General features: G+C 68.0%; 21 protein-coding genes. 10 read left to right on the top strand and 11 right to left on the bottom strand.

From position 1 onward, the window contains the following. Positions 1-154: 154 nt before the first annotated feature. Genes ACT54L_RS06295 through ACT54L_RS06270 form a run of 6 tightly spaced genes read right to left on the bottom strand, consistent with a single transcriptional unit; the run spans position 155 to position 5,690 of the window. A complete protein-coding gene (locus tag ACT54L_RS06295; RefSeq protein ID WP_476084693.1) occupies positions 155-943 on the bottom strand; it encodes an aspartate/glutamate racemase family protein in 789 nt (262 codons plus the stop codon). Next, on the bottom strand, positions 940-1,887 hold the full coding sequence (locus tag ACT54L_RS06290) for a polysaccharide deacetylase family protein (RefSeq protein WP_476084692.1): 948 nt from the start codon (positions 1,885-1,887) through the stop codon (positions 940-942). The genes ACT54L_RS06295 and ACT54L_RS06290 overlap by 4 nt, the downstream gene beginning before the upstream one ends. Then, positions 1,884-2,699 (bottom strand): ABC transporter permease, encoded by an 816-nt coding sequence (locus tag ACT54L_RS06285; RefSeq protein ID WP_476084691.1) that lies wholly within the window; start codon positions 2,697-2,699, stop codon positions 1,884-1,886. Before ACT54L_RS06285 ends, ACT54L_RS06290 begins: the two co-directional genes overlap by 4 nt. Continuing rightward, positions 2,696-3,574, bottom strand: coding sequence for an ABC transporter permease (locus tag ACT54L_RS06280; protein ID WP_476084690.1), 879 nt, complete (start codon positions 3,572-3,574; stop codon positions 2,696-2,698). Before ACT54L_RS06280 ends, ACT54L_RS06285 begins: the two co-directional genes overlap by 4 nt. Next, positions 3,571-4,647 carry an ABC transporter ATP-binding protein gene (locus ACT54L_RS06275; protein WP_476084689.1) on the bottom strand — a complete coding sequence of 359 codons (1,077 nt, stop codon included), beginning with the start codon at positions 4,645-4,647 and terminating at the stop codon, positions 3,571-3,573. Before ACT54L_RS06275 ends, ACT54L_RS06280 begins: the two co-directional genes overlap by 4 nt. Further along, the gene (locus ACT54L_RS06270) at positions 4,644-5,690 is read right to left on the bottom strand and encodes an extracellular solute-binding protein (protein WP_476084688.1); all 1,047 of its coding nucleotides are present in this window, start codon (positions 5,688-5,690) and stop codon (positions 4,644-4,646) included. Before ACT54L_RS06270 ends, ACT54L_RS06275 begins: the two co-directional genes overlap by 4 nt. Before the next feature lie 251 nt (positions 5,691-5,941). On the opposite strand from ACT54L_RS06270, the gene ACT54L_RS06265 reads away from it, so the two are divergent. Further along, positions 5,942-6,655, top strand: a complete 714-nt coding sequence (locus ACT54L_RS06265) for a GntR family transcriptional regulator (protein WP_476084687.1) — start codon at positions 5,942-5,944, stop codon at positions 6,653-6,655. Between the two features lie 101 nt (positions 6,656-6,756). After that, the gene (locus ACT54L_RS06260) at positions 6,757-7,794 is read left to right on the top strand and encodes a serine hydrolase domain-containing protein (RefSeq protein ID WP_476084686.1); all 1,038 of its coding nucleotides are present in this window, start codon (positions 6,757-6,759) and stop codon (positions 7,792-7,794) included. A 12-nt stretch (positions 7,795-7,806) separates the two neighbouring features. Here ACT54L_RS06260 and ACT54L_RS06255 read toward each other — a convergent pair whose 3' ends face one another. Then, positions 7,807-8,730 (bottom strand): LysR family transcriptional regulator, encoded by a 924-nt coding sequence (locus ACT54L_RS06255; RefSeq protein WP_476084685.1) that lies wholly within the window; start codon positions 8,728-8,730, stop codon positions 7,807-7,809. Positions 8,731-8,917: 187 nt separating this feature from the next. On the opposite strand from ACT54L_RS06255, the gene ACT54L_RS06250 reads away from it, so the two are divergent. Further along, entirely contained in the window at positions 8,918-9,949 is a 1,032-nt protein-coding gene (locus ACT54L_RS06250) for an aldo/keto reductase (protein WP_476084684.1), read from the top strand. 61 nt (positions 9,950-10,010) lie between these two features. Here ACT54L_RS06250 and ACT54L_RS06245 read toward each other — a convergent pair whose 3' ends face one another. From ACT54L_RS06245 to ACT54L_RS06230, 4 genes are all read right to left on the bottom strand, one after another. Next, entirely contained in the window at positions 10,011-10,532 is a 522-nt protein-coding gene (locus tag ACT54L_RS06245) for a hypothetical protein (protein WP_476084683.1), read from the bottom strand. A gap of 134 nt (positions 10,533-10,666) precedes the next feature. Then, positions 10,667-11,821 carry an MFS transporter gene (locus tag ACT54L_RS06240; RefSeq protein WP_476084682.1) on the bottom strand — a complete coding sequence of 385 codons (1,155 nt, stop codon included), beginning with the start codon at positions 11,819-11,821 and terminating at the stop codon, positions 10,667-10,669. Further along, the gene (locus ACT54L_RS06235) at positions 11,818-13,161 is read right to left on the bottom strand and encodes an HdeD family acid-resistance protein (RefSeq protein ID WP_476084681.1); all 1,344 of its coding nucleotides are present in this window, start codon (positions 13,159-13,161) and stop codon (positions 11,818-11,820) included. Before ACT54L_RS06235 ends, ACT54L_RS06240 begins: the two co-directional genes overlap by 4 nt. Before the next feature lie 342 nt (positions 13,162-13,503). Next, positions 13,504-14,118, bottom strand: a complete 615-nt coding sequence (locus tag ACT54L_RS06230) for a carbonic anhydrase (protein ID WP_476084680.1) — start codon at positions 14,116-14,118, stop codon at positions 13,504-13,506. Positions 14,119-14,566: 448 nt separating this feature from the next. Between ACT54L_RS06230 and urtA the strand changes: the two genes are divergently transcribed. The 7 genes from urtA (at position 14,567) to ACT54L_RS06195 (ending at position 21,867) form a co-directional block, all read left to right on the top strand. Next, positions 14,567-15,898, top strand: a complete 1,332-nt coding sequence (urtA, locus tag ACT54L_RS06225; protein ID WP_476084679.1) for an urea ABC transporter substrate-binding protein — start codon at positions 14,567-14,569, stop codon at positions 15,896-15,898. A 282-nt stretch (positions 15,899-16,180) separates the two neighbouring features. Next, positions 16,181-17,764: an urea ABC transporter permease subunit UrtB gene (gene urtB / locus ACT54L_RS06220; RefSeq protein ID WP_476085170.1), complete on the top strand. Its 1,584-nt coding sequence runs from the start codon at positions 16,181-16,183 to the stop codon at positions 17,762-17,764. 5 nt (positions 17,765-17,769) lie between these two features. Further along, complete coding sequence (gene urtC, locus ACT54L_RS06215; RefSeq protein WP_476084678.1) at positions 17,770-18,879, top strand: urea ABC transporter permease subunit UrtC; 1,110 nt, start codon at positions 17,770-17,772, stop codon at positions 18,877-18,879. A gap of 5 nt (positions 18,880-18,884) precedes the next feature. Beyond that, the gene (gene urtD, locus ACT54L_RS06210; protein WP_476084677.1) at positions 18,885-19,655 is read left to right on the top strand and encodes an urea ABC transporter ATP-binding protein UrtD; all 771 of its coding nucleotides are present in this window, start codon (positions 18,885-18,887) and stop codon (positions 19,653-19,655) included. 70 nt (positions 19,656-19,725) lie between these two features. Continuing rightward, positions 19,726-20,421: an urea ABC transporter ATP-binding subunit UrtE gene (gene urtE, locus ACT54L_RS06205; protein ID WP_209104586.1), complete on the top strand. Its 696-nt coding sequence runs from the start codon at positions 19,726-19,728 to the stop codon at positions 20,419-20,421. 46 nt (positions 20,422-20,467) lie between these two features. Then, entirely contained in the window at positions 20,468-21,235 is a 768-nt protein-coding gene (locus tag ACT54L_RS06200) for an urease accessory protein UreD (protein WP_476084676.1), read from the top strand. Between the two features lie 11 nt (positions 21,236-21,246). Next, positions 21,247-21,867: an urease subunit gamma gene (locus tag ACT54L_RS06195; protein WP_476084675.1), complete on the top strand. Its 621-nt coding sequence runs from the start codon at positions 21,247-21,249 to the stop codon at positions 21,865-21,867. Positions 21,868-21,884: the final 17 nt, after the last annotated feature.

Here is a 21,884-nt window from a genome sequence, read left to right as displayed (position 1 = left end):
CCAATCGTCTCCATTTTGGAGGGATATCATTGCCGAGGCCAAAACGGCAGGTGCTCCACGCGCGGGAAGGTGCTCCACGCGCGGGAAGGTGCTCCACGCGGCGGAGGGGACGCCGGCGGAGGGGCCTTGCGGATCGGGTGGGTCCGCGCTGCCGTCAGCCGGGACGGGCGAGCCGCTGGCGCAGGAGGTCGGCAAGGCGGGGGGACAGCCCCGGCATGGCCTTGGCCGGGCGCGCGGGATGCGCCGCCTCCGGTCCGGCCTCCCGGCGTGGGGTCGCAGCGCGGGCGAGGAGGGCGGCTTGGAGCGCGCAGGTCAGTCCATCCAGCACGGACACGGGCAGAAGGGGGGCGAGCCGGTCGGCCAAGCCCGAAAACGGCGCGCCGGCCAGCAGCACCGCCTGCGCCCCCGTCTGCGCGGCGAAGGCTCCTGCGGTCTGCGCCATGCGGGGCAATGCGGCGGCGGGGTCTGCGGCGATCTCCAGCACGGAGAAGGGCAGGAAGGCGATGCCGGCGCAGGCATCGGCGACCCCGGCATCTTGGGCCGCCCGTTCCAGGCTGGGGCGCAGATGGGGACCGACGGTGACGATCACGAAGCGCCCATGGCGCGCGGCAACCTGAAGGCCGCAGCGGCCGAGGCCGAAAACGGGGGCCTCGAACAGGTCCTGCGCCGCGTCCAGGCCCGGATCGCCGAAGGCGCCGATGAGCGCCGCGTCGAACGTTTCAGCCTCCGCCAAAGCGGTGAGCACCGCGTGGGCGGCGATGGCGACCTCCGCCGGGCTCTCCAGCGAGGCCGCGCCGAAGGGGGCGGTGACCGCGTCCACCTCCACCCCCGCCGGCATCAAGGGCCGGGCGGCCGCCCACAGGAGGTCGGTGACCGCCTGCGACGTGTTGGGATTGACGATGAGGAGGCGCCGGGGCGCCGCGCCCGTCACCGCATCGGTCACGGCGTCTGTTCCTTGTCCTGTTCCGGGAAGGTGGCGATGAAGTGCCGGGCGATGGCGGCGCGCGGCGCCACGAAGGCGACGCCCGAGCCCGTTACATGGGCCAGGATCTTCTCCAGCGCCCCCATGCGGCCGGGCCGGCCGATCATGCGCAAATGCAGGCCCACCGACATCATCTTGGGTGCCCGTTCGCCCTCCCGCGCCAGCCAGTCGAAGGCGTCGATGACATAGTCGGCAAAGTCCGCGCCCCGGAAGCGCTGGGTGTGCTGGAAATGCATGTCGTTGGTGTCGAAGGCATAGGGCATCACCAGATGCCGCCGCCCCGCCACCGGCACGAAATAGGGCAGGTCGTCATTATAGGCGTCGCTGTCATAGAGAAAGCCGCCTTCCTCCACCAGCAGGCGCCGCGTGTTGGGCGAGGCGGCCGAGCGGGTGTGCCAGCCCACGGGGCGGATGCCGGTGGCGCGGGCAATGGCCTGCACGGTGCGGGCAATGCGGGCGCGCTCGGTTGTTTCGTCCATGCCCGCATGGCTCTCCCACCGCCAGCCATGGGCGGAGACCTCATGCCCTCTTTTGACCGCGTCGCGGGCCAGCTCCGGCGTGCGCTCCACCGCCCGGCCGCAGGCGCTGACCGTGACCTTCGCCCCGAAGCGGTCGAACAGGTCCATGATGCGCCACCAGCCGGCGCGGGTGCCATATTCGAAATGGCTCTCGATGCAGGGATCAGGGGTATCGATGGGGTGGTCCACCTCATAGATCCCCTCATTGCGCGGATCGCCCTCCGAGAGGGTGAATTCGGCGCCTTCCTCGAAATTCAGCACGAACGACACCGCCACCTTGGCTCGCCCGGGCCATCTGGGGTCGGGCGGGCTGCCGGCATAGCCGAGAAGGTCGCGGGGGGCGGTGGGCTGCAGGGTCGGAACGGGGGGAAGGATGGCGGGCTTCATTGGCCGGTCCCCGCCATGCGGTGCAGGCCGACCAAGCGGTCGGAGGCGATCAGCAGGATCACGGTGGCGAGGAGGATCAGGGTGGACAGCGCCGCCAGCGTCGGGTCGGGCGCTTCCTCGATATATTGCAGCATCTTGATGGGCAGGGTCTTGGTCCGCACGTCGGTGAGGAAGATGGAGACGGGGTAGTTGTCGAAGGAGGCGAGGAAGGAGAACAGGCCGGCGGTGAGGAAGGCCGGGGCCAGCGCCGGCACCATCACCTTCACCACCGCGCCGGGAAAGGTGCAGCCCAGCGTGCGGGCGGCCTCGATGAGGGTGAAGTCGAAGCGCGCGAGGCCCGCAATCATGGTCCGCGCCACATAGGGCAAGGTGATGATGAGATGGGCGAGCAGCAGCGCCGCCAGCGGCAGATCGAGGCCGATGGCCCGGAAATATTGCAGCAGCGCGATGCCCAGCACGAGGCCGGGCATCATGAGCGGCGAGACCAGCAGCGTGCCCAGTGCGCCCGAAAAAGGCAGCCGCCCCCGCGCGATGGCGATGGCGGCGAGCGTGCCCAGCACCAAGGCGATGGCGGTGGACACGGCCGCCACCTGGAGCGACAGGGAGAGCGCCGGCCAGAAGCCGTCCAGGCGGCCGATGCGGGCATACCAGCGCAGCGAGGCGCCATCCCACGGCAGGTCGAAGACCGGGGTGGGCGAGAAGGAAGCCGCCGCGATCACCACCAAGGGCGCCAGCAGGAAGGCGGCGGCCCCGAGCGCCGCACTCCAGGCGAGGAGGATGCCGAGGCGGGCCGTGAGGGCGGATCCGGTCATGCCTTGCCTCCCGTGCGCCCGAGCCGGGCGCTGAGCGCCACCACCGCAATGGCGATGGCGAGCAGCACCACGCCGGCGGCCGCCCCGAATTCCGGCTGGCGGGCCAAGAGATAGGCCTTGGCGATGGTGGTGGACAAAGTGGGGTAGCGCTCCCCGATGAGCAGGGTCGGCACCACATAGGCCGAGACCGAGAGCGAGAAGACCAGGGCAACCCCCGCGATCACGCCCGGCAAGGTGAGCGGCACCACCACCTTCACGAAGGCTTCCAGCGGCCCGGCGCCCAGCGTCGCGGCGGCCTCGGTGAGGCGGCCGTCAAACTGCGCCACCACCGTGTAGATGGGCAGGATCATGAAGGGCAGGAAGATGTTCACCGAGCCCACGAACAGCGCGGTCTCGGTGAAGATCATGCGCACGGGCTCGTCGAGGATGCCGATCCCCACCAGCACCGTGTTCACCAGCCCATCGCTGCGCAACAGGATGGTCCAGGCGAAGGCCTTCACGATCACCGAGGCGGCCAGCGGCAGGAACAGCGTGGCCAGCAGCACGGAGCGCACCCAGCCCCGGGCGCGAGCGATGGCAAAGGCGGCGGGATAGCCGATGGCGAGCGCGATGAGGGTCGTCACCAGCGCGAGGCGCAGGGAATTCCAGATGACGGTGAGATAATAAGAGGTGCCCAGCAGCTTGGCGTAATGGCTGAGCGTCAGCCCGGCTGCATCGGTGAGGCTGGCGGCCAGGAGCTTGACCAGCGGCAGGGCGAACAGGCCGATGAGCACCAGCACCGCGGGGGCGGCGATGAGCAGAGCAAGGCGCCGTTCCCGGTCCGGGGCGGGCTTCGTCACCGGGGCGGCGGGGGCGGGGAGGGCGTGATCGCTCATGCGGCCTCCGGCGCGGGAAAGGCCAGGGTCTCGGCGGCGGGCCAGCCGAGCTGGATCGGATCGCCGGTGGCAAGGCCGGCCGCGTCCTGGCCCGGGAATTCGGCAAAGAGGGGACCGGCCGGCGTCTCCACCTCCACGAGGCTGCGCGAGCCCTGGAACACCACCGAGCGCACGCGGCCGGCGGCGGTGTTGTCGTCGCTCCCACTGGCGGGGCGCATATGCTCGGGACGGGTGGCCACCACCACCGGCGAACTCGGCAGGAAGCGACCTGAGGCCCGCAGGCGGCCGAGCGGGGTGTCCACCTCCATCCGCCCGTCCGCCGCATGGGCGACCGTGCCGATGATGCGCGAGGACAGGCCCACGAAGTTGAGCGTGAACAAAGTGGCCGGGCGGGCATAGATGGTGCGCGGCTCGGCCAATTGGTCGATGCGGCCGGCATGCATGACCGCGATGCGGTCGGACATGGTCAGCGCCTCGTCCTGGTCATGGGTGACGAAGATGGCGGTGGCGCCGATGTCGCGCAGGATGCGCCGCATCTCGCCCTGCATCTCCTCGCGCAGCTTGCGGTCGAGGGCCGAGAGCGCCTCGTCGAACAACAGCACGTCCGGTTCCACCGCGATGGCGCGGGCGAGCGCCACCCGCTGCTGCTGGCCGCCGGAGAGGGCCGAGATGGGCCGGGCGGCCAGATGGTCCAGATGGACCATGGCCAGCGCCCGCATCACCTTGGCCTCCACTTCGGCCCGGGGCTGGCGGCGCACCTTCAGGCCAAAGGCCACGTTGCCGGCCACCGAGAGGTGGGGGAACAGGGCGTAGGACTGGAACACCACGCCCACATTGCGCTTGTGCGGCGGGACGTGGGTCACGTCCCGGCCGGCGATTTCGATGCTGCCCTCGTCGGGGGTGGCGAGGCCCGCCACCAGCCGCAGCAAGGTGGTCTTGCCGCAGCCGGAGGGACCGAGCAGCGTCACAAGCTCGCCCCGCGCGATGGACAGGTCCACGCGGTCGAGCACCGTGGTCGAGCCGTAGCGCTTCGAGGCGTGGCGGACCACCAGATGAGGGGCGCTCTCGCTCATGACATCTCCTTGATCCAGCGCTCCACCCAGCCGGCGCGCTCCTTGGCGATGAAGGCCCAGTCCGGGGCGAACAGGGAATTGGCGTCGGGATAGCCGGCCGGCGTCGGCACGGAGGCGTTGGTGGGGGCGACGAAGGCCTTGGTGGCTAGCACGGTCTGCACCTCGGGGGAGAGGAAGGCGTTGATGACCGCATCCGAGGTGTCGCCCGCCGGCGCACCCGCCACCTTGGCGATGCCCGACGGCATGGAGAAGCCGCCGCCCTCGGGAATGGCGAGGTCCACGGGCGAGCCATCGGCCTTGCGGATGAGGGTATAAGCGGAGAATTGCCCGCCGATCATCCAGGCTTCGCCCTGTTCCATCAGGTTAATGGCCTGGGGAGCGTTGGTGTAGACGTTCAGCAGGTTCGGCTTGAGGCTCTTGAGCTTCCGGAAGGCGGCGTCGATGTCGTATTGGGCTTCCTTGTAGGGCTTGCCGGTCTCCAGATGGGCGGCGGCCAGCAGCACCCAGAAGCCCTCGGTGTTCTGAAGCGAGGGGACGATCACCTTCTGCGCATATTTGGGTTCCCAGAGCGTCTCCCAGCTCTTGGGGGCCGTGGGCATGCGCTTGGTGGAATAGGCAATGCCCACCCAGGGGCGCTGGTAATTGGCCCACATGCCGTCCTGGTGGATGGTGCCCGGCACCAGCTTGGCCAGGTTCGGCACCGTGGCGGCGGCGATGGGGGTGATGAGGCCGGCGGCGGCGGCGGGCAGCATCACCGGGTCGTCCATGATGACCACGGACATTTTCGGGCTCGCCTTGTCCGCCTGCATCTTCTGCAGATTGGTGAGCGAATTGGTGCCCTCGTAGAGAATCTTGACGTCCAGCGCCTTCTCGATGAGGGGGAAGACGTCGGCGTTGAAATATTTGGCGGCGCCCGCCGGGCCACCCACCACGATTTCCTTGGGGGCGGCGCGCAGGATCGCCGGCATGGCGAGGCTGCCGGCAAAGGCGCCCGCACCGAGCCGCAAGGCGGACCGGCGGGAGATGCGCAAATCGAAGACCATCTTACCCACTCCTTGTCGGGAGGACGACGGACCGGTCGTCGCAAGACTTGGGCCAAGCGGAGAGAAGTGTGCACATTTTTGAAAAATGAAGCGATGAGAAGATGTTAGAGCCCGGAGTCAAAGGCGGCCGGGCAAGGGGTGACGGGCGGAGGATCTAAAATGTGCACATTATCAAATCCGATTGTGCACATTTTTCAGGCGCGTCGAAAGCCGCCCGGAGCGTTTATCCTGGCCGGCATCAGAGAGGCGGCATGAACGCGACGCGCAAGAAGAGCCAGAAGGCGGACCCGGAGGCCGACGAGGCCATCCATGGGGCCATCCTGAAGGCCATCATGGAAGGCCGGTTGAAGGCGGGCACCAAGCTGGCCGAGCATCGCCTCGCCGAGTGCTTCGGCGTCTCCCGCGAGCGGGTGCGCAAGGTGCTCCAGCGGCTCGGCGCCGAGCGGCGCATCGAGATCATCCCCAATCGCGGCGCCCGCGTCGCCCGGCCCACCCTGGAGGAGATCCGCGCCGTCTACGAGGCCCACCGCGTGCTGGAGGCCGGCGTCCTGGTGCAACTCGGCCAGGTGTTGGACGAAGACATCCTGTCCGCCCTTGATGCCCATCTCAAAGAGGAGCGCGCCGCCGCCGAGCGGGGCGACCGGGCGGCCTCCGTGCGCCTGTCCGGCGCCTTCCACTTGCTGCTGGTGGATGGCCTGGGCAATGCGGAACTCTCCCGCTTCCTGCGTGAGCTGCTCTCCCGCTCCTCGGTGATGGTCTCGGTCTATGAGCCCGCCAACCAGTCGCTCTGCGCCGTGGACGAGCACGGCGCCATCGTGGAAGCGCTGCGGGCGCGCGATATTCCCCGCGCCATCCACCTCTCCCGCCACCATTTCCTACATGTGGAACAGCGCCTCAAGCTCGACACCGATCCCGGCGAGGCGCCGGACCTGATGGAGATCTTCGCCGGCGTCGCGCTCAGCTGAGGCCGCCATGCCGTGGCGGCGCTGCGTCAGGCCAGGGCCCGGTTGACGCAGGAGCGGGAGGGGGGTCGACTGGGCTTTCCTAAGCCCTCCAGGTGCCCGGCATGCGTGTCCTTTGGCTCGCCCTTTTTCTCGCCTTCGCCGCCCCGGCATGGGCCGATCCCTTTCCCGGCGCCCGCTGGAACGCACCGGACGCGACCGGCTGGTCCGCGCCGGACCTTGCGGCAGCCCAAGCCTTTTCCGATGGGTTGAAAATCTCCGCCGTCATGGTGGTGCACAAGGGGCAGGTGGTCGTCCAGTGGGGCGATGTGGAAAAGCCCATGCAGCTTGCATCGGTGCGCAAGAGCCTGCTGGACGCGCTCATCGGCCGCGCGGTGGAGCGGGGCCAGATCAGGCTCGACAGCACGCTCGCGCAATTGGGCATCGACGATCACCCGCCCGCCCTCTCCGATGCGGAAAAGCAGGCCACCGTCCGCATGTTGCTGGAAGCGCGCTCGGGCATCTATCACCCGGCTCTCTACGAGACCAAGGACATGGCCGCGCGCCGCCCGGAGCGCTTCAGCCACGCGCCCGATACCTTCTGGTATTACAACAACTGGGACTTCAACGCGCTCGGCACCCTCTATGAGCATGCGGTGGGCCGCTCCCTCTATGATGCCTTCGCCGAGGAGATCGCCCGGCCCATCGGCATGGAGGATTACGACGCCAAGGCGCAGGCCTATGTGCGGGGCCGCTCCTCCCTCCACCCCGCCTATACGTTCCGTATGAGCACCCGGGACCTTGCCCGCTTCGCGCTCCTCTATCTCAATGAGGGCCGGTGGGGCACGGGCCAGATCGTGCCCGCCGCCTGGGTGCGCGAGAGCACCACGCCCCATTCCAAGGGCGACCACGGCTTCGGCTATGGCTATCTGTGGTGGACCGCAGACACGCCGCCCGGCACGCCGCCGGGGGCGAACGACCTGCGCCTGCCGCCGGGCAGCTTCTTCGCCTGGGGTGCGGGCGGACAGTTCGCCTTTGTCTATCCCAAGGATGACCTCGTCATCGTCGAGCGCACCGATCGCGACCTGCCGCTGCCCCACCCCCGCCTCAAGGACGTGGCCAGCTTGCTGGAGATGATCCGCAAGGCGGGCCACCTGGACTGAAAGCGCGCCGGTTCAGCCGGCGCTGTCCGCCGGGGCGCGCAGCATCACCCGTGTGCAGGTGTCCACGAAGGCGCGCAGCTTGGGCTGGCTGCGGCTCTGGCGGGGAAAGCAGATGAAGAGGGCATCGCGGGCGGGTACGAAATCGCTCAGCACCGGCACCAGCGTCCCGGCGGCCAGATCCGCCGCCGCGTGAAGCTCGGAGGTATAGATCAGGCCGAGCCCTTGGCGGCCGAGCGCGCGGGCGAGGCTGGAATCGTTCACCGCCACGCTGCCCGGCGGCTCCAGGGTCAGCGACTGGCCGTCCCGCTCGAACTCCCAGCGATAGATGCCGCCCAGTTCCGGCCGCCGATAGCGGATGCAGGTGTGGCGGGCGATGTCCTCGGGCACCTGCGGCCGCCCGTGCCGGGCGAGATAGGCGGGGGCGGCAGCGACCACCCAGGCAAAGGGCCGGGTGACGCGCACCGCCACCATGTCGCGATCGATGAATTCGCCCACCCCGATGCCCGCGTCATAGCCGGACTTGACCAAATCGGCGTGGCTCTCATCCACCACGATGTCCAGCTTCACCTGCGGATAGGCGCGGTGAAAGACCGGCAGCACCGGCTCCAGCACATGCTCCACGGCGCCCCGGTGCACCAGAAGGCGCAGCGTGCCCGCTGGCTCGCCGCGCATCTGGCTGAGGCCGTCGAGGGAGCCGACGATGGCGTCCGCCGCCTGGCCCACCCGTCCCATGAGATGGTCCCCCGCCTCGGTGAGGGAGACCGAGCGGGTGGTCCGGTGGAACAGCGGCAGGCCGAGCCGGGCCTCCAGCGCCTGGATGGCCTGGCTCACCGCGCCGGGCGTCACGTCGAGCGCCGCAGCCGCCTTGCGGAACGAGCCGAGGCGCGCCACGGCGAGAAATTCGCTCAGGCCGTCAAAGGGATCGGGGCGGGGCATGGGCCTGTCCGTGGCTGGACCATATAGCCCAGCTTCATACTCTATGGGCGATGTCGGGTCTAATCCTGAACAAAGCCATGGCCTATTTCAGGGCCAGCCCGGCGGCCGGGCGGCTCCCGGGGGCGGGGCCTGGCCGCTGTGGGCGCGCGCCGGGCGCTCCGCCCGGCCTTGAGGAGACAGCGATCTCATGCGCACCAAGACTCTCGGCGGCACGGGCCTTCTCGTGTCCGAAATCTGCCTGGGCACCATGACCTTCGGCGGTGGCAGCGGCCAATGGGCCGCCATCGGTAATCTCGACCAGAGCGCGGCGGACGCCATCGTCGCCCGCGCGCTCGATGCGGGGGTGAACTTCATCGACACGGCGGATGTCTATTCCGCCGGCCTGTCCGAGGAGATTACCGGGGCCGCGCTGCGCGCTTCCGGCCGCCCGCGCACGGACGTGGTGCTGGCCACCAAGGTCTATAGCCCGATGGGCTCCGGCCGCAACGATCGGGGCGCCTCGCGCGGCCATATCATGGATGGCGTGAAGGCCAGCCTGAAGCGGCTGGGCACCGACTATATCGACCTCTACCAGATCCACGGCACCGACCCCATCACCCCCGTGGAGGAGACCCTCCAGGCCCTCGACGACCTCGTGCGCCAGGGCCATGTGCGCTATGTGGGCGTGTCCAACTGGCAGGCGTGGCGGCTCATGAAGGCGCTCGGCCTGTCGGAGAAGAACGGCTGGGCGCGGCCGGTGACCCTCCAGGCCTATTACACCATCGCCGGCCGGGACCTGGAGCGCGAGATCGCGCCCCTTCTGACGTCCGAGAAGCTGGGACTGATGGTGTGGAGCCCGCTGGCGGGTGGACTGCTCTCCGGCAAATATGGCCGCGACGGTGCCGGCACCAATGACGGGCGGCGCGTGACCTTCGACTTCCCGCCGGTGAACAAGGACCGCGCCTTCGACTGCATCGACGCCATGCGACCGATCGCCGAGGCGCGGGGTGTCTCGGTGGCGCAGATCGCGCTCGCCTATGTGCTGGCCAAGCCCTTCGTCATGTCCGCCATCATCGGCGCCAAGACGCTGGCGCAACTGGACGACAATCTCGCCGCCGCCGACATCCGCCTGACGGCGGAGGAGATGGAGCGGCTCGACGCGGTGAGCGCGCTGCCGGTCGAATATCCCGGCTGGATGCTGGAGCGCCAGGGCAAGGACCGGGCGGCCCAGATCGCCTGAGGCGCGCGAAAAAGAACGGGCCCGGCGTTTGGCCGGGCCCGATCCTTCAATGGGGGGCGTCTCAGTAGACGCAGTGCAGGCCGCCGTACGGGCCGCGCCAGCAGCGGCCGGGGCCGGCATACCACCAGTCGATGAACAGGCTGGCCGAGGTGCCGGCCACCGGCTGCTCGTTGCTCAGCGTGCGGAAGGTATAGGTCAGCGTATCGCCGGACACGACCGGGTCGGTCAGTTCCACCACGGCGGTCTGCGGCTTGCCGTCGGCGCCGGTGACCGCCAGCGTGGCGTTGGGTGGGTCCTTCTGGAAGCTGTCCTTGCCCTGGGTCCAGATCTTCACGAAGCCGGCGGTGGTGGTCTCGCCGGTCATGCGCTCGGGACGGTCGGCAAACATCAGGGTCTGCGGGGCGGTGCCCTTCAGGATCAGCTTGTTGCCTTCGATGGACACCTGGTCGGCCACCTGCACGAACAGCCAGTTCGCGCCCGCGGCGGGGACTTCCGTATTCACCGGGTCAGCGGCGGCGGGACCCACAGCGAAAGGCGCCGCCAAGGCCGCGGCCACCGCCAGCGCGCCAAAAAGCCTGTTCATTTTTATCGTCTCCAGACGGGTGTCACGGACCTTAATCTTATCAGCATTCTGTGACGCTTGAACCGGAACTCCAGTCAAAGCGGATTAATTGTTGGACAGAATTGCGGATGCCAGGCGGAAGTCTTGTCCTTACGTCACGTGTCCCTTTTCATGAGGACAACCGCAAGGGCGAAGGCGCCGAGCGCGAAGGCGCAGAAATAGGCGAGGCCGTGCACGAAGACCTGCATGGCCAGCCCCGCCGCCAGCGGCCCGATCAGCGCGCCGCCGCCCCAGGTCAGCCCCATGACCGCATAGATGCCCACCAATTCCCCGCCCTTGAAGCGGCTGCCCACCACGGTGAGCATGATGGTGTAGATGCCCACGAACGCGCCGCCCCACATGAAGAGCAGGGCATAGGAGGCCCAGAAGGAATCCAGAGCGAAGGGCCACAGCAGCGCCCCAGCCGCGGCGATCGAGGCCAGCGCGATCACCAGCGTGCGGCGGTTCATGGTGTCGCCGAGCCAGCCGATGGGCAGTTGCAGGAGGATGGCGCCCACCATCATGCAGGTGATGAGGCGGGTGGCGTCGGATTCTGGCCAGCCCAGGTTGATGGCGTAAATGGCGAGGAAGGACAGGCCCGCCGCCTCGATGGCCGCGTTCAGCACCGTCGCGGAGAGGGCAATGGGGGCGATGCGCATGTAATGGAGCGGGCTGGCGTGGCTTGGCTCCTCGAACTTCGGCGCGGTGATGCGCGGGGAGGCGACAAAGCCGGCGGCGCACAGCGCCAGAACCGCACCCACCGCATAGCCCGTCATGCCTCCCGTGCCCACCACGGACAGGATCAGGGGGCCGAGCGCGAAGCCCACCGAGAGCGCGGCGGTATAGGCCGCCATGGCGCGGGCGCGGGTCTGCTCGGTGCTCAGGCTGTTGATCCAGGTCTCGGACAGGACGAACAACGCCTCGGAGGCGGCGCCGAGCAGAAAGCGCAGCGGGAACCACAGCCACACCACCGGCATCAGCGGGAAGGCCATCATGGTGGCGGCGGCCAGCACCAGGGAGGACAGGATGAGCCCCCGCACCCCGAACACGCCGACCAGGCGCGGCAGCACCAGCGCGGTGGCCAGCACGCCCACCGCATGCATGGCCGCATTGGTGCCGATGAGCGCCTCGCTCATGCCCCGCTCGGCCAGGTCCAGGGCGATCAGCGCCGCGCTCAAGGAATAGGTCAGGCCGAAGGTCATGGCCGTGGCGATGACGGCGGCCCGCGACAGGAGGTGCCCGGAGGCGGGCGGAAGGGCGGTCTCGCTCACGACATGGCCTTTTCGGCGGCGGGGGATTGCGGGGCGGGATGGCGCTTCCAGACGCGGAAGGCCAGGGCCAGGCGGCCGAACCAGGAGATCTGGTTCGGTTCCACCAGGCGCTTCATGAGCCGGGCATAGTCGAGCACGATGCCGGGGGTCCAGGTCATGGATTCTGCCCGGTGGCGCAGCATGGCCGCCATCCACAGGTCGGGATTGGCGAACAGGATGGCGATGCGCACGAACGGCCAGCGGGTGGCCAGCGCACCTTCGAGTGCCGCATCCATGGCCGAGGCCACCGCCACCGAGCAGTTGCGGTTGGTCAGGTTGTAGGTGTTTTCCTGCCGGTAGCCGATCCAGAAGGCCCGCAGGCGCCTCTGGTTGTAATTGCGGAAGATCACGTGCGCGTCCGCCTCGGTCCAGCCGGCGGCTTCCTCTTCATAGGAGGGCTGGAAGCGGCCGGGCACGTCATTGTCCCGCGTGGCGCGGAAGGCGCGCATGAACTGAGAGGGGTCGCGGTCCAGCTCGGAGGCGGGATAATGGCTGATATAGACGTCGGGCTTGGCTTCCAGCGCCGCATGGCCGGTGGAGATCACGCCCTTGGAATCCACCGCCGCAATGTAGCGGTCGAGCACCGGCCGGCGGGCGGCGCCATGGGCGGTCCCGAGCGGCGTCCATACATGCACCACCATGGGCTCGCCCGAGGGCGGCGGACCACCCGGCCCGGCAAAGACCGGGGCGTGCTCATACCAGGCGCGCTTGCCGAACATGGGCAGGTTGAGAATGGCCGCCTCCGGCTCCAGCGAGCGCAGCATCAGCCCCATGCGCAGCACCACCCAGCCGGAAAACATCAGCGAGATGGAGACGAAGAAGGGAATGTTCTTGCCGCGCGGGATGGGCCAATCGGAGAAAATCAGCGCCGCCAGCACCAGCTGCACCACCCCCCAGACCAGCATGGTGCGCCAGCCCGAATATCTCAGCACATAGGCGCTGCCGATCCGCAGGATGCCGTCCACCAGGAAGGCGAGGCCGAACAGCACCGTGACCGCCAGCTCGTTGCGCCAGGGAAAGTCGAGGATCAGGCAGGCCAGCACAACCAGAAGTATGGAGCGGGCCAGATTGATGTAGAGGCCAAGCGCGGCGCCCGCCGCCAGGGCGGTGAAGAAGGTCAACACGCCCTGGAACAGGATCACGAAGCCAAAGGCATCAATGGCGGCAAGGGTGATGCCTTCCGCCGCCTCGCCGAAGATGATGAGGCCCAGAAGGACCAGCAGGACGCCGATTCCCGCCACAACCATCCAGCGCCGACGGAGCGAATCCGAGCCCACAAGGAGGAACGCCAACTGTCCCAAGGACGGACTCTCCCGCAAGAAAAGGTAAGATATTGTGCGCCGGCATAACCGCCGCTTACTTGATGGCGCAAGTCCTAGCCGAATGTTTTGCTTGCGCCAAGACGCGTTGCGGCAATTCGTGTTTCTGCGCCGTGGCGGCACTTATGGCTGAAAAAGTCCAGGGCGGGGCGCGCCGTGGCGGCAGGTCATGCCGAGGCGGTAGGGCGAGGGCCGTATGCCTTGGGGCGGCACGATTTCCGCTGGGCCCGAATGGCGGGCCAAGGGCGGGGGGCGACGGGGGGCGGAGAGGGCGTGACGAGATCGCCTCGTCAGGGGACGGTCGGACGGGAGCGCCGCGCGGCCTTAATCCACAGCCTTGAACGTGCCGTCGTCGGCCAGCAGCTCCAGGCGGCCAGTGGCCACGCCGAAATAGGCGCCGTGCAGGCTGAGGTCGCCACTCTCCAGGCGACGGGCCAGCCAGGGGAAGGTCTTCAGATTCGCCAAGGACAGCCGCACGCAGCAATGCTCGCAATACCGCTGCCGCTCCTCCGGCGGCAGGTTCGCCTTGAGCGTTTCCTGCCGCGCGCTTTCCGCCATGGTCATCCAGGGGGCGACGAAGTCCTGGGCGCCGGGCGGGGCGCCGTCGAGCAGGGCATGGACGCCGCCGCATTGGGCATGGCCGAGCACCAGCACCTTCTGCACCTTCAGCACATTGACGGCAAATTCCAGCGCGGCGCTGGTGCCGTGGTATTTCGCGTCGGGCTGATAGGGCGGCACGAGATTGGCGACGTTGCGCACCACGAACAATTCGCCCGGGCCGGTATTGAAGATCATCTGCGGATCGACGCGGCTGTCGGAGCAGGCGACGATGAAGGTATGAGGCCGCTGGCCACGGGCGGCGAGCCGCTCGAAAACGGCCTTGTGGTCTGGCCAGGCCACTTCCCTGAACCGTCGATAGCCGTCGATGAGTTCGTCCATGCGCCGCCCCATGCCCTTTCCGGCATAAGAGGGAGGACCGCGTTCCGGGTCAAGATCGTGCGCTGCACAATGGACGCAGCGGGAACGCGGGCGGGGCGCGGGCGTTGATGAGGCAGGTGTCACAAAAAAGGACCTCATCCCATGCGCGGCGTGCTTCTCTGGCTGATGGGCGTGCCCTTCGGCGTCATCGTCCTCCTCTATCTGTTCAACGTTCTGTAACACTTGTGGCGCCGGTTCGGGCAGGAAGGCGTCATTTTGCCTAAATCGAAGGCAATCTGATCCGCCTCTTCCGCAGGCAGACCGCCGTCGCTTGAAGCGCCCATCATGTGCGGCGCGAGATTCCGCATTGCATGCATGCGCGCCCCATGCCGCTCCCCTCGTGTGGCATGGGGCTTGCTGTGTTCGTTCCGCTGGCCCTCGCGCCAGCCGACGAACACGGAGAGAGCGCATGCTCGGTATGCTGGGACGGGTTGCCAAGGGAGCGGCCAAGGGCGCTGCGAAAAGCCTCGGGCTCGGGAGTCTCGTGGCGGCCACGGCGATCGCGGGAATGATCGGGACCGCGTCGGCTCAGGAGACCATCAAGGTCGGTATTCTGCATTCCCTCTCGGGCACCATGGCCATCAGCGAGACCACGCTGAAGAATGTCATGCTCATGCTCATTGAGGAACAGAACAAGAAGGGCGGCGTGCTCGGCAAGAAGCTCGAGGCCGTCGTGGTGGACCCCGCCTCCAACTGGCCGCTGTTCGCCGAGAAGGCCCGCGAGCTCATCACCAAGGACAAGGTGTCCGTGGTGTTCGGCTGCTGGACCTCGGTGAGCCGCAAGTCGGTGCTGCCGGTGTTCAAGGAATTGAACTCCATCCTCTTCTACCCCGTCCAGTATGAGGGCGAGGAGAGCGAGCGGAACGTCTTCTACACGGGTGCCGCGCCGAACCAGCAGGCCATCCCGGCGGTGGACTACCTCGCCAAGGAAGAGAAGGTGGAGCGCTGGGTGCTCGCGGGCACCGACTATGTCTATCCCCGCACCACCAACAAGATCCTGGAAGCCTATCTGAAGTCCAAGGGCGTGAAGTCCGAGGACATCATGATCAACTACACCCCGTTCGGCCAGTCCGACTGGCAGACCATCGTCTCCGACATCAAGAAGTTCGGCTCGCAGGGCAAGAAGACCGCCGTGGTCTCCACCATCAATGGTGACGCCAACGTGCCCTTCTACAAGGAACTGGCGAACCAGGGCATCAAGGCGACCGACATCCCGGTGGTGGCCTTCTCGGTGGGCGAGGAAGAACTCGCCGGCATGGATACCAAGCCCCTCGTCGGCCACCTGGCCGCTTGGAACTACTTCATGTCCATCAAGACCCCCGAGAACGACGCCTTCATCAAGCAGTGGCAGACCTTCATGAAGAATCCGAAGGCCGTCACCAACGATCCCATGGAGGCCCATTACATCGGCTTCAATATGTGGGTTCAGGCCGTCACCAAGGCCGGCACCGTCGATCCCGACAAGGTCATCGCCGCGCTCCCCGGCACCAAGCAGCCCAACCTGACCGGCGGCGTGTCCGAGATGCTGCCGAACCACCACATCACCAAGCCCGTCTTCATCGGCGAGATCGAGGACAACGGCCAGTTCAACGTGGTGTGGAAGACCGAGAACCTGATCCCGGGCGAAGCCTGGTCCAAGCAGCTGGAAGGCTCCAAGGACCTGGTGGCCGACTGGGTTCAGCTCAACTGCGGCAACTATGACAGCGTGAAGAAGGTCTGCCTCGGCAGCGCCACCAAGTAAGCCGTTCGAGGGCTGTCCGGCGGGCCCACCGGGGCCGCCGGACCGCCGCGAACCTTTGATGCGGCCGGCACCTTGCCGGCCCGCCTGCCCGAAGGCCGCAGCCCGGCCCGGTGGCCGCACCCGCTCTTCCGGCCGCGTCCGCGCGGCCGCCCTCTCGCAGCGGTGGACTTGCGGACTGACATGACCAAGCAAAGACTGAGGCGCGCCGTCCCCCTTCTCTTCGCCGGACTGGCGCTTGTCGTCTCGTCCTTCCTCGCGCCGGCCGCGCCCCATGCCCGGGCGATGGCCGAAGAGGTTTCCCCCACCGCTGCCCTGTCCGCCCCCGCCGGGACCGTGTCGGACCTGGCGCCGGCCCTCGCCAAGCTGGGCACCGACAGCTATTCTGACACCGAGGCCGCTCTCGGCCTGCTGGCGGTCTCCCCCAATGCCCAGGCGGCCGCCATCGTGGAAGGCATCCGCGACGGGCGCCTCCTGTTCGACCCCGCCACCAAGGCGGTCTATCTGCGCACGCCGCAGGGCGCGATCACCGACGCCGCCACCGGGGCGGTGGTGGCCAATCCGCCCGCCGGCCTGAAGGCGGTGCGCCTCAACAACCGCGTCCGCCGCAGCGTGGATGCCGCCGCCGGCGCGCTCGCCTTGCTGAGCCCCGATCCGGCCAAGCGCCTGGCGGCCGCCACCGCTGTCTTCAAGTCCCGCGATCCCGCCACCTTGCCGACCCTGGACGCGGCGCTGGCGAAGGAAGCCAATCCCGACGTGAAGGCCGCCCTGGTCCAGGCCCGCGCCGCCCTCATCATCACCCGCACCGATGTGAGCGAGCCCGAGCGGGTGTCCGCCACCCGCGTGGTGGCGGCTCGCGGCGACCAGGACGCGCTGGCCCTGCTGTCCAGCCTGCCGCCGGACAGCCCCGCCGCCGTCAAGGCCGCCGCCGCCGATGGCGTGAAGGCCATCAACCGGCAAATGGCCATGTGGGGCGTGGCGCAGAATGTGTGGTACGGCCTGTCGCTGGGCTCGGTGCTGCTCTTGGCCGCCATCGGCCTTGCCATCACCTTCGGCGTCATGGGCGTCATCAACATGGCCCACGGCGAAATGGTGATGCTGGGCGCCTACACCACCTTCGTGGTGCAGGAATTCATCCGCACCTCCGCGCCCGGGCTGTTCGGCTGGTCGCTGGCCATCGCCCTGCCGCTGGCCTTCCTGTTCACGGCGCTGGTGGGCATCCTCATCGAGCGCACGGTGATCCGCTTCCTGTATGGCCGGCCGCTGGAAACGCTGCTGGCCACCTGGGGCATCTCGCTCATTCTCCAGCAGGCGGTGCGCTCCATCTTCGGGCCCACCAACAAGGAGGTGGGCGCGCCCTCCTGGATGTCCGGCTCGTTCGACATCGGGCACATGGCCATCACCTATAACCGGCTGTGGATCATCGTCTTCTCGCTGCTGGTGTTCTTCGCGCTGCTCCTGGTGCTCAAGCGCACCATGCTCGGCCTCTATGTGCGCGCCGTCACCCAGAACCGCCGCATGGCCGGCGCCATGGGCATCCGCACCGGGCGCATCGACGCGCTCACCTTCGGGCTGGGCTCGGGCATTGCCGGCATTGCCGGCGTCGCCCTCTCGCAGATCGACAATGTCAGCCCCAATCTCGGCCAGGGCTACATTATCGACAGCTTCATGGTGGTGGTGTTCGGCGGGGTGGGGAACCTCTGGGGCACCCTGGTGGCCGCCTTCGGCCTCGGCATCGCCAACAAGCTGCTGGAGCCCTTTGCCGGCGCGGTGCTCGGCAAGATCGTCATTCTCGTTCTCATCATCCTCTTCATTCAGAAGCGCCCGCGCGGCCTGTTCGCGCTCAAGGGCCGGGCGGTGGAAGCATGACCGGCATGATCGATCGCAAAGGCTGGTTCTTCCTCGCCATCGTGCTGGGGGCGGCGGTGCTCGTGCCGGCCGCCAACCTCATGGTGCCGGAGGGCTCGCCGCTCCACGTCTCCGACTATCTGGTCCCGCTGCTCGGCAAATATGTCTGCTACGCGCTGCTCGCTGTGGCGGTGGATCTGGTGTGGGGCTATTGCGGCGTGCTCTCGCTCGGCCACGGCGCCTTCTTCGCGCTCGGTGGCTATGCCATGGGCATGTATCTCATGCGCCAGATCGGCGCCCGGGGCGTCTATGGCAATCCGGTGCTGCCGGACTTCATGGTGTTCCTGAATTACAAGAGCCTGCCCTGGTTCTGGTACGGGTTCGACTTCTTCCCCTTCGCCATGCTCATGGTGTTCCTGGCGCCGGGCGCGCTGGCCTTCTTGTTCGGATGGTTCGCCTTCCGCTCGCGGGTGACGGGCGTCTATTTGTCCATCATCACCCAGGCCATGACGTTCGCCCTCATGCTGGCCTTCTTCCGCAATGACATGGGGTTCGGCGGCAATAACGGCCTGACCGACTTCAAGGACATCCTTGGCTTCTCCATCTCGGCGGATGGCACCCGCGCGACGCTCTTTGCCATGTCGGCGCTGGCGCTGGCGGGGGGCTATGTGCTGTGCCGGGCGCTGGTGACTTCCAAATACGGCAAGGTGCTGGTGGCGGTGCGCGATGCGGAGAGCCGCACGCGCTTCCTCGGCTACCGGGTGGAGAATTACAAGCTCCTGTGCTGGACCATCTCGGCCATGCTGGCGGGCCTGGCCGGCGCGCTCTATGTGCCGCAGGTGGGCATCATCAATCCCGGCGAATTCGCGCCCGCCAATTCCATCGAGACGGTGATCTGGGTGGCGGTGGGCGGACGCGGCACGCTGGTGGGCGCGGCGCTGGGCGCGCTCATCGTCAATGCGGGCAAGACCTGGTTCACCGGCCTCCTGCCGGAAGCCTGGCTGTTCGCGCTCGGCGCCCTGTTCGTGCTGGTGACGCTGTTCCTGCCCAAGGGCGTGCTGGGCCTGTGGGCCAGCCTCTCCGCCCGCCGCCGCAAGCCCACCCCCGGCGCCGTCGCCGCCAAGCCCGCGGAGTGAGGATCATGGAAGCCTCCCAGCCCCTCACCTCCGAACTGACCCCGGCGCTGCTCTATCTGGACAACGTGTCCGTGGTGTTCGACGGCTTCCGCGCCCTCAACGCCCTCTCGCTGACCATCGAGGAAGCGGAGATGCGGGCCATTATCGGCCCCAACGGCGCCGGCAAGACCACCATGATGGACGTCATCACCGGCAAGACCCGCCCCACCAAGGGCGAGGCGGTGTTTGCCGGCAGCCATGACCTGACGCAGCTGGACGAGGCCGCCATCGCCCAATTGGGCATCGGCCGCAAGTTCCAGACCCCCACCGTGTTCGACATGCACACGGTGGAGGACAATCTGCTGCTGGCGGTGAAAAGCGACCGGCGGGCCTTCTCCAACATCTATTGGCGCCGCACCGCCCATGAGCGCGAGCGCATCGACGAGCTTCTGGAGCGCATCCGCCTGAAGGACCACCGCAAGCGCAGCGCCTCCGAATTGAGCCACGGCCAGAAGCAATGGCTGGAGATCGGCATGCTGCTGGCGCAGGAGCCGCGCCTTCTCCTGGTGGACGAGCCCGCCGCCGGCATGACCGACCAGGAGACCGCCGACACCGCCGACCTCCTGCGCGACATCGCCAAGACACGCTCCGTGGTGGTGGTGGAGCACGACATGGTGTTCGTGCGCGATCTCGGCGTGAAGGTCACGGTGCTGCACGAAGGCTCGGTGCTGGCGGAAGGATCGCTGGACCAGGTCAGCTCCAACGAGCGTGTCATCGAAGTTTATCTGGGGAGGTGAGGGTGGCCGGCACCTTGTCCTTCACATCCCGCGCGCCTGTTGGCGCCGTCCCCGCCTTGGAGGTTTTCGCATGCTGAAGGTCGAGAACCTCGATCTCTATTACGGCGCCGCCCACACCCTGCGCAAAGTGAACCTGGAAGCGCAGAAGGGGCAGGTGACCTGCGTCCTCGGCCGCAATGGCGTGGGCAAGACCTCGCTTCTGCGGGCCATCATGGGCCAGCGGCCGGTGGCGGGCGGGTCCGTCACCTTCAACGGGCAGGACATCACCCGTCTTCCCACCCCCGACCGGGCGGCGCTGGGCATCGGCTTCGTGCCCCAGGGGCGCGAGGTGTTCCCGCTTCTCACCGTGAAGGAAAACCTCGAAACCGGCTATGCGCGCCTGGCCCGCAAGGACCGCAACGTGCCGGACGAGATTTTCGAGCTGTTCCCGGTGCTCAAATCCATGCTGGGCCGGCGCGGCGGCGATCTTTCCGGTGGACAACAGCAGCAATTGGCCATCGGCCGGGCGCTGGTGACGCGGCCCTCCCTCCTGGTGCTGGACGAGCCCACCGAAGGCATCCAGCCCTCCATCATCAAGGATATCGGTCGCGCCATTTCCTACCTGCGCGACAAGGGGGACATGGCCATCGTGCTCGTGGAACAGTATTTTGAGTTCGCGCGTGATTTGGCCGATCGCTTCATCCTCATGGAGCGCGGCGAAGTGGTGGTGAGCGGGGACCGGAGCGGGCTTGATGGAGATGATGTCCGCCGTCTCATGGCCATCTGAGCGCCCCCCCTCTCAAAGGCAGCGCAGCATCGGGCGGGTGGAGCTGGTGGCGGAGGCCTCCGCCGCCGGCACGCACCTGTCCGCGCTGGCCGAGAGCGGCTCGCTGCGCGCCCGGCTGCCGCGCGTGGAAGGCGGGGGCCTTGAGGCCGTGCTGGTGAACACCGCCGGCGGGGTCGCCTGCGGCGATGTCTTTTCCATTTCCATCACCGCCCGGCCGGGCGCCCGCGTCACGGTGGCGACGCCGGCGGCGGAGAAGGTCTATCGCTCCGACGGGGCGGTGTCGGAGATTTCCGTGCGGCTCGTCGCGGAGGCCGGGGCGACGCTCCAGTGGCTGCCGCAGGAGACCATCCTGTTCGACACCGCGCGCCTTGCCCGTTCCTATGAGGTGGATCTGGCCGGGGATGCCCGCTTCCTGTCCTTCGAGGGGCTGATGCTGGGCCGCGCCGCGCGGGGCGAGCAGGTGAAGGAAGGCCATCTGTCCGACCGCTGGCGGGTGCGCCGGGACGGCAAGCTCATCTATGCGGATGCCCTGCGTCTCTCCGGCCCCGTTGCCGATCTCATCGCCCGGCCTGCGGTCGCGGCGGGGGGCGTGGCGCTCGGCACCTGTCTTTACGTGGCGCCCGACGCGGAGGCGCGGCTGGAGGAGGCGCGCAGCCTGCTTGAGCCGTGCGCCTGCGAATGCGGTGCCAGTGCCTGGAACGGGCTGCTGGCGGTGCGTTTCATCGGGCAGGGCATCGAGGCGTTGCGGCGGGATGCAACGTCGTTTCTGATGGGGTTCACGGGCGGTCCTCTGCCGCGTGTCTGGGGTCTTTAGGGAGAAGTGCTGTGCTGCTGACGCCGCGCGAAAAGGACAAGCTGTTCATCGCCATGGCCGCCGAAGTGGCGCGCAAGCGCCTGGCGCGGGGGGTGAAGCTCAACCATCCGGAGGCCATCGCCCTCATCACGGACTTCGTGGTGGAAGGCGCGCGTGACGGCCGGACGGTGGCCGACCTGATGGAGGCGGGCGCCCATGTGCTCACCACCGACCAGGTGATGCCGGGCATTGCCGAGATGATCCACGACATCCAGGTGGAAGCCACCTTCCCCGATGGCACCAAGCTGGTCACCGTGCACCACCCCATCCGGGGCGCGGCCTCCGACGACGTGCCCGGCGAGGTCATCACTCGGCCCGGCCAGATCGTCTTCAACGAGGGGGCCGAGCGGGTGGTGGTGTCGGTGGCCAATACGGGGGACCGGCCCATCCAGGTGGGAAGCCATTATCATTTCTACGAGACCAACGGCGCCCTCGCCTTCGACCGCGAAAAGGCCCGCGGCATGCGCCTCGACATCGCCGCCGGCACCGCCGTGCGCTTCGAGCCGGGCGCCACCCGCGAGGTCTCCCTCGTGCCGCTCTCCGGCAAGCGCGAGGTCTACGGCTTCCGGGGCGATGTGATGGGCAAGCTGTAAGGAAAAAGTCGGATCGT

The sequence above is a fragment of the Aquabacter sp. DMC10 genome (assembly GCF_056314145.1).
The sequence above is the reverse complement of the archived record's forward strand: the minus strand, read 5'-3'. Positions and strand labels throughout refer to the sequence as shown.

What these genes read in the sequence shown, in the direction of transcription:
- ACT54L_RS06290 (WP_476084692.1), bottom strand. Translation starts at nt 1,887, where the DNA reads ATGAAGCCCGCCATCCTTCCCCCCGTTCCGACCCTGCAGCCCACCGCC.
- ACT54L_RS06285 (WP_476084691.1), bottom strand. Translation starts at nt 2,699, where the DNA reads ATGACCGGATCCGCCCTCACGGCCCGCCTCGGCATCCTCCTCGCCTGG.
- ACT54L_RS06280 (WP_476084690.1), bottom strand. Translation starts at nt 3,574, where the DNA reads ATGAGCGATCACGCCCTCCCCGCCCCCGCCGCCCCGGTGACGAAGCCC.
- ACT54L_RS06275 (WP_476084689.1), bottom strand. Translation starts at nt 4,647, where the DNA reads ATGAGCGAGAGCGCCCCTCATCTGGTGGTCCGCCACGCCTCGAAGCGC.
- ACT54L_RS06270 (WP_476084688.1), bottom strand. Translation starts at nt 5,690, where the DNA reads ATGGTCTTCGATTTGCGCATCTCCCGCCGGTCCGCCTTGCGGCTCGGT.
- ACT54L_RS06265 (WP_476084687.1), top strand. Translation starts at nt 5,942, where the DNA reads ATGAACGCGACGCGCAAGAAGAGCCAGAAGGCGGACCCGGAGGCCGAC.
- ACT54L_RS06260 (WP_476084686.1), top strand. Translation starts at nt 6,757, where the DNA reads ATGCGTGTCCTTTGGCTCGCCCTTTTTCTCGCCTTCGCCGCCCCGGCA.
- ACT54L_RS06255 (WP_476084685.1), bottom strand. Translation starts at nt 8,730, where the DNA reads ATGCCCCGCCCCGATCCCTTTGACGGCCTGAGCGAATTTCTCGCCGTG.
- ACT54L_RS06250 (WP_476084684.1), top strand. Translation starts at nt 8,918, where the DNA reads ATGCGCACCAAGACTCTCGGCGGCACGGGCCTTCTCGTGTCCGAAATC.
- ACT54L_RS06245 (WP_476084683.1), bottom strand. Translation starts at nt 10,532, where the DNA reads ATGAACAGGCTTTTTGGCGCGCTGGCGGTGGCCGCGGCCTTGGCGGCG.
- ACT54L_RS06230 (WP_476084680.1), bottom strand. Translation starts at nt 14,118, where the DNA reads ATGGACGAACTCATCGACGGCTATCGACGGTTCAGGGAAGTGGCCTGG.
- urtA (WP_476084679.1), top strand. Translation starts at nt 14,567, where the DNA reads ATGCTCGGTATGCTGGGACGGGTTGCCAAGGGAGCGGCCAAGGGCGCT.
- urtB (WP_476085170.1), top strand. Translation starts at nt 16,181, where the DNA reads ATGGCCGAAGAGGTTTCCCCCACCGCTGCCCTGTCCGCCCCCGCCGGG.
- urtC (WP_476084678.1), top strand. Translation starts at nt 17,770, where the DNA reads ATGATCGATCGCAAAGGCTGGTTCTTCCTCGCCATCGTGCTGGGGGCG.
- urtD (WP_476084677.1), top strand. Translation starts at nt 18,885, where the DNA reads ATGGAAGCCTCCCAGCCCCTCACCTCCGAACTGACCCCGGCGCTGCTC.
- urtE (WP_209104586.1), top strand. Translation starts at nt 19,726, where the DNA reads ATGCTGAAGGTCGAGAACCTCGATCTCTATTACGGCGCCGCCCACACC.